The 11574-nt window shown below is 43.9% G+C and carries 5 protein-coding genes and 3 rRNA genes; all 8 read left to right on the forward strand.

Annotated elements, in window-relative coordinates; genetic code table 11:
* The 8 genes from A2J09_RS20855 (at window position 1) to A2J09_RS20890 (ending at window position 11561) form a co-directional block, all read left to right on the forward strand.
* Window positions 1-1552, forward strand: a 16S ribosomal RNA gene (locus A2J09_RS20855).
* Window positions 1553-1859: 307 nt separating this feature from the next.
* A 23S ribosomal RNA gene (locus A2J09_RS20860) occupies window positions 1860-4787 on the forward strand.
* A 187-nt stretch (window positions 4788-4974) separates the two neighbouring features.
* Window positions 4975-5090 (forward strand): 5S ribosomal RNA (gene rrf / locus A2J09_RS20865).
* Together the 16S, 23S and 5S rRNA genes form the textbook arrangement of a ribosomal RNA operon.
* Window positions 5091-6241: 1151 nt before the next feature.
* Entirely contained in the window at window positions 6242-6859 is a 618-nt protein-coding gene (locus tag A2J09_RS20870) for a TetR/AcrR family transcriptional regulator (protein WP_031418404.1), read from the forward strand.
* A gap of 120 nt (window positions 6860-6979) precedes the next feature.
* On the forward strand, window positions 6980-8122 hold the full coding sequence (locus A2J09_RS20875) for an acyl-CoA dehydrogenase (RefSeq protein WP_031418406.1): 1143 nt from the start codon (window positions 6980-6982) through the stop codon (window positions 8120-8122).
* 147 nt (window positions 8123-8269) lie between these two features.
* On the forward strand, window positions 8270-9904 hold the full coding sequence (locus tag A2J09_RS20880; protein ID WP_012292658.1) for an AMP-binding protein: 1635 nt from the start codon (window positions 8270-8272) through the stop codon (window positions 9902-9904).
* 15 nt (window positions 9905-9919) lie between these two features.
* On the forward strand, window positions 9920-11278 hold the full coding sequence (locus A2J09_RS20885) for an acetyl-CoA carboxylase biotin carboxylase subunit (protein ID WP_036160708.1): 1359 nt from the start codon (window positions 9920-9922) through the stop codon (window positions 11276-11278).
* Between the two features lie 70 nt (window positions 11279-11348).
* Window positions 11349-11561 (forward strand): acetyl-CoA carboxylase biotin carboxyl carrier protein subunit, encoded by a 213-nt coding sequence (locus tag A2J09_RS20890; RefSeq protein ID WP_036160711.1) that lies wholly within the window; start codon window positions 11349-11351, stop codon window positions 11559-11561.
* The last annotated feature ends 13 nt before the right edge of the window (window positions 11562-11574 follow it).

Consider the following 11574-nt stretch of genomic DNA (forward strand, 5'->3'; position numbering starts at 1 on the left):
TTTATGGAGAGTTTGATCCTGGCTCAGGACGAACGCTGGCGGCGTGCCTAATACATGCAAGTCGAGCGAACAGAGAAGGAGCTTGCTCCTTTGACGTTAGCGGCGGACGGGTGAGTAACACGTGGGCAACCTACCTTATAGTTTGGGATAACTCCGGGAAACCGGGGCTAATACCGAATAATCTGTTTCACCTCATGGTGAAATATTGAAAGACGGTTTCGGCTGTCGCTATAGGATGGGCCCGCGGCGCATTAGCTAGTTGGTGAGGTAACGGCTCACCAAGGCGACGATGCGTAGCCGACCTGAGAGGGTGATCGGCCACACTGGGACTGAGACACGGCCCAGACTCCTACGGGAGGCAGCAGTAGGGAATCTTCCACAATGGGCGAAAGCCTGATGGAGCAACGCCGCGTGAGTGAAGAAGGATTTCGGTTCGTAAAACTCTGTTGTAAGGGAAGAACAAGTACAGTAGTAACTGGCTGTACCTTGACGGTACCTTATTAGAAAGCCACGGCTAACTACGTGCCAGCAGCCGCGGTAATACGTAGGTGGCAAGCGTTGTCCGGAATTATTGGGCGTAAAGCGCGCGCAGGTGGTTTCTTAAGTCTGATGTGAAAGCCCACGGCTCAACCGTGGAGGGTCATTGGAAACTGGGAGACTTGAGTGCAGAAGAGGATAGTGGAATTCCAAGTGTAGCGGTGAAATGCGTAGAGATTTGGAGGAACACCAGTGGCGAAGGCGACTATCTGGTCTGTAACTGACACTGAGGCGCGAAAGCGTGGGGAGCAAACAGGATTAGATACCCTGGTAGTCCACGCCGTAAACGATGAGTGCTAAGTGTTAGGGGGTTTCCGCCCCTTAGTGCTGCAGCTAACGCATTAAGCACTCCGCCTGGGGAGTACGGTCGCAAGACTGAAACTCAAAGGAATTGACGGGGGCCCGCACAAGCGGTGGAGCATGTGGTTTAATTCGAAGCAACGCGAAGAACCTTACCAGGTCTTGACATCCCGTTGACCACTGTAGAGATATGGTTTCCCCTTCGGGGGCAACGGTGACAGGTGGTGCATGGTTGTCGTCAGCTCGTGTCGTGAGATGTTGGGTTAAGTCCCGCAACGAGCGCAACCCTTGATCTTAGTTGCCATCATTTAGTTGGGCACTCTAAGGTGACTGCCGGTGACAAACCGGAGGAAGGTGGGGATGACGTCAAATCATCATGCCCCTTATGACCTGGGCTACACACGTGCTACAATGGACGATACAAACGGTTGCCAACTCGCGAGAGGGAGCTAATCCGATAAAGTCGTTCTCAGTTCGGATTGTAGGCTGCAACTCGCCTACATGAAGCCGGAATCGCTAGTAATCGCGGATCAGCATGCCGCGGTGAATACGTTCCCGGGCCTTGTACACACCGCCCGTCACACCACGAGAGTTTGTAACACCCGAAGTCGGTGAGGTAACCTTTTGGAGCCAGCCGCCGAAGGTGGGATAGATGATTGGGGTGAAGTCGTAACAAGGTAGCCGTATCGGAAGGTGCGGCTGGATCACCTCCTTTCTAAGGATATTTTCGGAATACAAACCTTGGGTTTGTAAGATTACGTTTTGCGTTCAGTTTTGAAGGTTCATTCTTTCTGAATGAAATACTTCAAAACTTGTTCTTTGAAAACTGGATAAAACGACATTGAAATTGTAACAAACACATTTATTTTTTTAAGTTTTTTATAGGCTTAATAACATGATAAGGTTTTCAGACACGAGCAGTTCTAGGAAGCAATCGAGTAAATGAAGGAGCGTACTTCAGTACGTGACTGATTGAACGAGTGAGGCTGACAACGAAATGTGAAGTGTATGGAAAGCTGATAGGTTAAGTTATTAAGGGCGCACGGCGAATGCCTTGGCACTAGGAGCCGAAGAAGGACGGCACTAACACCGATATGCTTCGGGGAGCTGTAAGTGAGCTTTGATCCGGAGATTTCCGAATGGGGGAACCCACTACGTTTAATCGCGTAGTATCTTGACGTGAATACATAGCGTCTTGAAGGCAGACCCAGGGAACTGAAACATCTAAGTACCTGGAGGAAGAGAAAGAAAAATCGATTCCCTGAGTAGCGGCGAGCGAAACGGGAAGAGCCCAAACCAAGAGGCTTGCCTCTTGGGGTTGTAGGACACTCAATACGGAGTTACAAAAGAGCGAGTTAGATGAAGCGACTTGGAAAGGTCCGCCAGAGCAGGTAAAAGCCCTGTAGTCGAAAGTTCGTTCTCTCCTGAGTGGATCCTGAGTACGGCGGAACACGTGAAATTCCGTCGGAATCCGGGAGGACCATCTCCCAAGGCTAAATACTACCTAGTGACCGATAGTGAACCAGTACCGTGAGGGAAAGGTGAAAAGCACCCCGGAAGGGGAGTGAAAGAGATCCTGAAACCGTGTGCCTACAAGTAGTTAGAGCCCGTTAATGGGTGATAGCGTGCCTTTTGTAGAATGAACCGGCGAGTTACGATTACGTGCGAGGTTAAGCTTTAGAAGGCGGAGCCGCAGCGAAAGCGAGTCTGAATAGGGCGAAATAGTACGTGGTCGTAGACCCGAAACCAGGTGATCTACCCATGTCCAGGGTGAAGGTAAGGTAACACTTACTGGAGGCCCGAACCCACGCACGTTGAAAAGTGCGGGGATGAGGTGTGGGTAGCGGAGAAATTCCAATCGAACTTGGAGATAGCTGGTTCTCTCCGAAATAGCTTTAGGGCTAGCCTCGTGATGAGAATACTGGAGGTAGAGCACTGTTTGGACTAGGGGGCCATCCCGGTTTACCGAATTCAGACAAACTCCGAATGCCAGATATTTATACACGGGAGTCAGACTGCGAGTGATAAGATCCGTAGTCAAAAGGGAAACAGCCCAGACCACCAGCTAAGGTCCCAAAGTAATCGTTAAGTGGAAAAGGATGTGGCGTTGCACAGACAACCAGGATGTTGGCTTAGAAGCAGCCATCATTTAAAGAGTGCGTAATAGCTCACTGGTCGAGTGACGCTGCGCCGAAAATGTATCGGGGCTAAACGATTCACCGAAGCTGTGGATTGACATCTACGATGTCAGTGGTAGGAGAGCGTTCTAAGTGCGTTGAAGTCAGACCGGAAGGACTGGTGGAGCGCTTAGAAGTGAGAATGCCGGTATGAGTAGCGAAAGACGGGTGAGAATCCCGTCCACCGTATGACTAAGGTTTCCTGAGGAAGGCTCGTCCGCTCAGGGTTAGTCGGGACCTAAGCCGAGGCCGATAGGCGTAGGCGATGGACAACAGGTTGATATTCCTGTACCACCTCCTCACCGTTTGAGAAATGGGGGGACGCAGTAGGATAGGGTAAGCGCGCTGTTGGTTATGCGCGTCCAAGCAGTAAGGCGTGTGTGTAGGCAAATCCGCACACTGTAACGTTGAGCTGTGATGGCGAGTCCGTATGGACGAAGTTCCTGATTTCACACTGCCAAGAAAAGCCTCTATCGAGGTGAGAGGTGCCCGTACCGCAAACCGACACAGGTAGTCGAGGAGAGAATCCTAAGGTGTGCGAGAGAACTCTCGTTAAGGAACTCGGCAAAATGACCCCGTAACTTCGGGAGAAGGGGTGCTCTTGAGCGTGCAAGCGCATGAGAGCCGCAGTGAATAGGCCCAGGCGACTGTTTAGCAAAAACACAGGTCTCTGCAAAACCGTAAGGTGACGTATAGGGGCTGACGCCTGCCCGGTGCTGGAAGGTTAAGAGGAGTGGTTAGCGCAAGCGAAGCTGCGAATTGAAGCCCCAGTAAACGGCGGCCGTAACTATAACGGTCCTAAGGTAGCGAAATTCCTTGTCGGGTAAGTTCCGACCCGCACGAAAGGCGTAACGATCTGGGCACTGTCTCAACGAGAGACTCGGTGAAATTATAGTACCTGTGAAGATGCAGGTTACCCGCGACAGGACGGAAAGACCCCGTGGAGCTTTACTGTAGCCTGATATTGAATTTTGGTACAACTTGTACAGGATAGGTAGGAGCCAGAGATCTCGGAGCGCCAGCTTCGAAGGAGGCGTCGGTGGGATACTACCCTGGTTGTATTGAAATTCTAACCCATGCCCCTTAGCGGGGCAGGAGACAGTGTCAGGCGGACAGTTTGACTGGGGCGGTCGCCTCCTAAAAGGTAACGGAGGCGCCCAAAGGTTCCCTCAGAATGGTTGGAAATCATTCGTAGAGTGTAAAGGCACAAGGGAGCTTGACTGCGAGACCTACAAGTCGAGCAGGGTCGAAAGACGGGCTTAGTGATCCGGTGGTTCCGCATGGAAGGGCCATCGCTCAACGGATAAAAGCTACCCCGGGGATAACAGGCTTATCTCCCCCAAGAGTCCACATCGACGGGGAGGTTTGGCACCTCGATGTCGGCTCATCGCATCCTGGGGCTGTAGTCGGTCCCAAGGGTTGGGCTGTTCGCCCATTAAAGCGGTACGCGAGCTGGGTTCAGAACGTCGTGAGACAGTTCGGTCCCTATCCGTCGTGGGCGTAGGAAATTTGAGAGGAGCTGTCCTTAGTACGAGAGGACCGGGATGGACACACCGCTGGTGTACCAGTTGTCTTGCCAAAGGCATCGCTGGGTAGCTATGTGTGGACGGGATAAGTGCTGAAAGCATCTAAGCATGAAGCCCCCCTCAAGATGAGATTTCCCATTACGCAAGTAAGTAAGATCCCTCAAAGACGATGAGGTAGATAGGTTCGAGGTGGAAGTGTGGTGACACATGGAGCTGACGAATACTAATCGATCGAGGACTTAACCAAAAAAGTTTGAAGCATTCAATGAACCGTTTATCCAGTTTTGAAAGAATAATTTCTTTTATAAAGGGTTTCAAGATACGAGTAGTTCGAGGAAGCAATGGAGAGAGGGAAGGAGCGTACTCAAGTACGTGACTGACTGAACGACAGAAGCTGACGAAGAAATGCGATGTATATTGAAAGCCGAACATAGTCTAGTGATGATGGCAAAGAGGTCACACCCGTTCCCATACCGAACACGGAAGTTAAGCTCTTTAGCGCCGATGGTAGTTGGGGGCTTCCCCCTGTGAGAGTAGGACGTCGCTAGGCAACAAAGCAGTCAGCTGTGTGCTGGCTGTTTTTTTATTTGCAACTATTAGTAAGAAACCATCCAAGCATGAAAACTCTTTCTATGTATAGGTCCAATCATTCAAATTCTTTTTAAACTAAAGTTGCAGGCTAGTCCAATAATCAATCTTTATAACGAATTTAATAATAATTAAGGTGAATCGTACATAAAGACAGTATTCACGACTTGTGAATAGACTTTCACCACCTAACTATACATGTCAGATGCACAATAGAAAGTACCATAACCATAAAAGTTCGGTAATCCAAAATGTTCGCCTATCTAGCCAGGATTCTTTACAGGTATGTACCGAATCAGTAGTTTGCCTAGTGAATAATTGAAAGGTATTGTGCAAAGAAAAAAATCAGGTATTTCACCAGATTTATAATGCTAGACATATAGTGTTGACAAACATTAAGTAGGAGTCCATCCCAAATTCCCCATTATCTATTTTACAGTAAGTCCAATTGTTTAAGTGCTTTATCCCTATTAATAGTTCAACTTGATTAATTGTTAGTTCATGGGCTGAACAATCTTGATGCAATATCAGGGTTATTTCGGGTAGTTAAAATTTTCCTCTGAATCCATCCTTCTTTATTTGTAACCATGAATTTATAAAAAATCAATTTGAGTAATTGAGTGTATTCTTTTCCTTACAATACGTCTTGTCTTTTTTTAAAAGATAGGGTTAGAGTAATTAGAAATGTGTGCGTTAATTACAGTGTATCTTTGCAAATTTAAATTTCACCTTTCTTATAATTTAAGGATAAACAGTAAGTTAAGGTTATTGCCATTTAATTTGAGATTATAAATGGTTTCTTGAACAGCAGTGAAAAATGGTTTGATGGTGTAAAGAGAAAAGAAAAGTTTAAAAATGTCATGAAGACGAGTGTTATAACATAAGGTATGTATGTGTTCCTGGTTCTTTAAATTCTGTTTAATGTTATTTTTATGCTCGTATTAATAGGAAAAATCTATTTGTTGCTAGACACCAAATTTTGAGAATGCTATATTTATATGGTCATAGTATTTTTATAATTAGGAAAAAAAAGAATTCTTTTATGAAAGAGAGTTGTTTTCCTGATTATAAGGAGTGATGGAGTATAGAGCTAGACGAAGGATGATAGGGCCTATGGTAAAGAAAACATTAAAGCAAAGAATTGTAGACGCTTCAGTTGAGCTGTTTCAGCAGGATGGTTATCACAATGTAACTGTTGATCGTATCGTTGAATATATAGGGGCATCAAAAGGTGGATTTTATCATAATTTTAAATCAAAAGATGAATTGTTGTATGAAATTCATGATGTTTTTATTTCATATGTTATTCAACAATCACAAGATGCATATGACAAATACGATACGCCCATTACCAGGTTATGTGCGATGCTACAAACGCTGACGCAAGTATTTGATATGTATCAAGCACATATTACAATTTTTTATGAGGAAAGTCGTTCACTCTCAGAGGAGTATAGTGAGATTATTCATAAAAAACGAGATCATTATCTGGACATCTTGCAAAAAGTGATAGCAGAAGGCCAAGAAAAGAAGGTTTTTCGTACAGAATTGCCTTGTACCATTGTTACGATGGCGATTGTGGGGATGATTAACTGGACATATAAATGGTTTAAGCAATCCGGGCCATTAACAATGGTGCAAATTACAGATGTTTTTACGGACATGGTACTACGTGCGATTGTAACAGAACAAGCAATGGAGGAAGCAAAGCAATTTATGATAAAGGGGTAGCCAGTAGAAAACACTGGTTTTATTATTTGCTTTTACAAACCGACTAGTCGGTATTTACTTGAAGGAAATTATCTTTGAGCTAAATCTACTATGGCAAATTTGACATTAGGGGGATTAGGGATGAATTTTGAATTAACAAAAGAGCAAGTGATGATTCGAGACATGGTACGTGATTTTGCTGAAAAAGAGATTAAACCGTATGCTCGTGAGGTTGATGAGACATCGACAATGAGAATAGAAAGCTTTAAAAAGATGGCGGAACTAGGCTTATTGGGTATCCCGTTCCCTGAAGAATATGGTGGTTCAGGTGGTGATACGGTGTCCTACGCTTTAGCTGTAGAGGAAATTGGTCGTGCATGTGGGGGCACTGGCTTAAGTTATGCAGCTGCTGTTAGCTTAGGCGCTTCGCCAATTTACAACTTTGGTACGGAGGAGCAAAAGCAAGAATGGCTTGTTCCATTGGCAAAGGGTGAGACATTAGGATCATTCGGTTTAACAGAGCCTAATGCAGGTTCAGATGCAGGCGGTACACGCACTACGGCTGTCATTGATGGAGATGATTATGTTATTAATGGAGAAAAATGCTGGATTACCAATGCAGGATACGCTCGACAAATAATTGTAACTGCAGTAACGGGAAAACGGGAGGATGGCAAAAAGATTATTTCTTCTATTATTGTGCCAACGAATACTCCAGGTGTAACGATTAATTGTAATTATGACAAAATGGGTGTCCGTGGTTCTAATACATGTGAAATTGTTTTACAAAATGTTCGCGTTCCTCGATCCAATCTATTAGGCGATGAAAAGCGAGGCTTTAGCCAGTTTTTAAACACTTTAGATGGTGGTCGTATTTCAATTGCAGCTCTTTCTGTAGGAATTGCACAGGCCGCTTATGAGAAGGCACTGAAGTTCGCAAAAGAACGCGAGCAATTTGGTGCACCTATTTCGAAGCTACAGGCGATCCAATTTAAATTAGCAGATATGGCGATGGAAATAGAGCTTGCTCGTACGCTTGTACATAAAGCGGCATGGCTAAAAGATCAAAAGAAACCATTTGGTAAAGAAGCGGCAATGGCTAAATTATTTGCTTCTGAAATGGGCTTCCGTACATGTAATCAAGCCATTCAAATTCATGGAGGTTCTGGATATATGAAAGAATACGATGTAGAACGTCATTTACGTGATATTAAATTAATGGAAATTGGTGAAGGAACATCTGAAATTCAGCGTCTTGTTATTTCTCGCTTAATTGGCTGTTAATGATTTTCAACACATTGTGTCCGGGAGCAGCTTTGTGCTGCATAGAGCACTTCTTTCCGATACCGAGACACCTACTAAAAAATAGCTTAAATCCGCATTTATCTCATTGCTGAAAGACGTTTAATAGCATTAACAAGGGGGATCTTCATGGCAGAACTTGTGTATCAAACAATTGGTCAATTGCTAGATGAACAATCTAAAAAGTACCCGCAAAATGAGGCTTTGGTCTATGCAGATAGGAATTTACGAATGACTTATGAGCAGCTAAATCGTCAAGCACGATTGGTAGCAAGGGGCTTAATGGCTTTAGGGATTGAAAAAGGAGACCATATTGCTGTATGGACGACCAATGTTCCTGAGTGGGTACAGCTTCAATTTGGTACAGGCAAGATGGGGGCTCCAATCGTTACAGTAAATACTAATTATCGTGCTAGTGAATTGGAGTATCTATTAAAGCAGTCTGATGCCAAAACGATATTTTTAATTGAAAATTATCGAGACCATTCTTTTATCCATACACTTCAAGAGTTATGTCCGGAGCTTGAACATTGTGAACCAGGTAATTTGCAATCAAAGCGACTACCTTTATTAAAAAATGTTATTTTAATCGGCGAGACTAAGTATCCCGGTGTATTGAATTGGTCAGATGTAGTAGCAGCGGCCAATCAAGTAACAGAGGAACAATTAGAACAAAGAGAGCAATCTCTTCATTATAATGATGTGATTAATATTCAATATACATCTGGTACGACAGGTTTTCCTAAAGGTGTGATGTTAACACATTTTAACTTAGTTAACAATGCGGTCAACATTGCAGAGTGTATGCGTTTAACAGCAGAGGACCGCTTATGCATTCCTGTTCCATTTTTCCACTGCTTTGGCTGTGTTATCGGAACATTAGCTATTACAACTAGTGGTGGAACGATGGTGCCAGTACAAGAATTTTCACCTCAAGAGGTGCTAAGGACGGTTCAACAAGAAAAGTGCACAGCCTTACATGGCGTTCCAACGATGTTTATTAGTGAGCTTAATTTACCGAATTTTGAGTCTTTCAACCTTTCAACTTTACGGACAGGAGTCATGGCAGGCTCTAATTGTCCGATAGAGGTAATGAAAGCGGTCATTGAGAAAATGGGCATGACAGATATTACGATTTGCTATGGTCAAACAGAATCATCTCCAGTGATTACACAAACGAGAACGGATGATCCGTTAACGTTAAAAGTGGAGACGGTTGGCCGTGCCTTACCAAACTTAGAGGCGAAAATTGTTGTTCCTGGGACGAACGAGGAAGCACCCACAAATGAACAAGGGGAGCTATGTACAAGAGGGTACCATGTAATGAAAGGCTATTATAAAAACCAAGAAGAAACCGATCTTGCCATTGATCAAGATGGCTGGCTGCATACTGGTGATTTGGCAACGATGGATGAAGCGGGCTATGTCCGTGTAACCGGTCGTTTAAAGGATATGATTATTCGCGGTGGTGAAAATTTATATCCCCGTGAAATTGAAGAGTTTCTTTATACACACCCAAAAATATCAGATGTTCAGGTTGCAGGGGTTCCTGATCCTGTGTATGGGGAGGAAGCGGCAGCTTGGATTATTTTAAGAGAAGGTGAGCAGGCAACAGAAGAGGAGATTCGAGAATATTGTCGGGATAAAATCTCTAGACATAAAATCCCAAAACACATTTTCTTTATCGATCATTATCCAATGACTGCTTCAGGAAAGGTTCAAAAATATAAATTACGAGAAAATTTTGTCATGACCGTCAGATAAGGAGGGGCAGTGAATATGTTTAATAAAGTATTAATTGCAAATCGTGGGGAGATTGCTAGACGTGTTATCAGAACATGCAAGCGCCTAAATATTAATACGGTTGCTATTTATTCTGAGGCTGATGCTGAAAGCTTACATGTGAAGGATGCGGATGAGGCATATTGTGTAGGGAAACCGCCTGTTGCACAAAGCTATTTAAATATAGAACGTATTCTAGAGATTGCACTAGAAAATGGCGTCGAGGCTGTTCATCCTGGCTATGGTCTACTATCAGAAAATGCAGAGTTTGCAAAGCGCTGTGAAGAGGAAGGTTTAATTTTTATAGGACCAAGTGCTGATGTAATTGCTTCAATGGGAAGTAAATTAGAAGCACGAAAAACAATGAAAGCCGCTGGGGTTCCCATTGTAGAGGGTGTAGAGGCACCTATAAAGGATGCAGAAGAAGCTACTGAAATCGCTAAACGTTTAGGCTATCCAATTATGTTAAAGGCATCGGCAGGCGGTGGCGGTATCGGTATGCAACTTGTTGAAAATGCAGAGGAACTAGCAAAAGCATTTGAGGGAAATCAAAAACGTGCCCAGTCATTTTTCGGTGATGGCACGATGTACATGGAGCGATTTATTGCTAACCCTCACCATGTTGAAGTACAAATTATTGCTGATCATCAAGGCAATGTAGTTCCGTTATTTGAACGTGAATGTTCGATCCAACGAAGAAATCAAAAAGTAGTAGAAGAAGCACCATCACCATTCATTTCACAGGAAACAAGAGATAGGATGCTTGAAGCCTCAGTGAAGGCAGCGAAGCATATTGGCTATGTCAACGCTGGAACGATTGAGTATTTGGTGGATGAGAATCAAAACTTTTATTTCTTAGAAATGAATACAAGATTACAAGTAGAGCATCCTGTGACAGAGGAAATTACAAAGCTTGATTTAGTAGAAGAGCAATTAAAAATTGCTGCACAGCAACCTCTCTCATTTACAAAAGAAAGTATTACGAAACAGGGTCATGCGATTGAAGTGCGTATATACGCTGAGAATCCTTCTACATTTTTCCCGTCTCCAGGTACGATCACAGCTCTAGAATTACCAACAGGGGAAGGGGTTCGACATGAATGTGGTGTAGAGACAGGTTCTGCAGTTACACCATTCTATGACCCCATGATTAGTAAATTGGTAGTGTGGGGAGAAACAAGGGACATTGCCTGTGAGAAATTAATCCAAGCACTGAAAACATATAAAGTGGAGGGTATTCAAACGAATATTCCGATGCTGCTGAAAACTGTTACGCATGAACAGTTTTTAAAAGGCTATACGACAACAAAATTTGTAGAACAATTTTATTTACCTCAATTAGCAGAGTCAAAGTAAGTATGTAATAGCATTCGCGCTTCACAGAGAGTGCGAATGCAAAATTAATGAATAGTAGGAGTGAGTGTTAATGGCAACAGTAAAAGCAAGCATGGCCGGTACAGTATGGAAAATCGTCGTAGTAGAAGGTGAAAAAGTAACAGCAGGTCAAGATGTAGCTATTTTAGAATCAATGAAAATGGAAATTCCGATTGCAGCCGAAGAAGATGGCGTGGTAACAAAAATCATCGCCAATGAGGGAGATTTTATTAACGTTGATGATGATATTTTAGAAATTGAATAAGAGGAGGCCTCTT

The sequence above is a fragment of the Lysinibacillus sphaericus genome, assembly GCF_001629735.1.
Lineage (GTDB): Bacteria > Bacillota > Bacilli > Bacillales_A > Planococcaceae > Lysinibacillus > Lysinibacillus pinottii.

Excerpts from the sequence above, each read along its gene's own strand:
- A2J09_RS20870 (WP_031418404.1), top strand. The coding sequence starts at position 6,242 with ATGGTAAAGAAAACATTAAAGCAAAGAATTGTAGACGCTTCAGTTGAG.
- A2J09_RS20875 (WP_031418406.1), top strand. The coding sequence starts at position 6,980 with ATGAATTTTGAATTAACAAAAGAGCAAGTGATGATTCGAGACATGGTA.
- A2J09_RS20880 (WP_012292658.1), top strand. The coding sequence starts at position 8,270 with ATGGCAGAACTTGTGTATCAAACAATTGGTCAATTGCTAGATGAACAA.
- A2J09_RS20885 (WP_036160708.1), top strand. The coding sequence starts at position 9,920 with ATGTTTAATAAAGTATTAATTGCAAATCGTGGGGAGATTGCTAGACGT.
- A2J09_RS20890 (WP_036160711.1), top strand. The coding sequence starts at position 11,349 with ATGGCAACAGTAAAAGCAAGCATGGCCGGTACAGTATGGAAAATCGTC.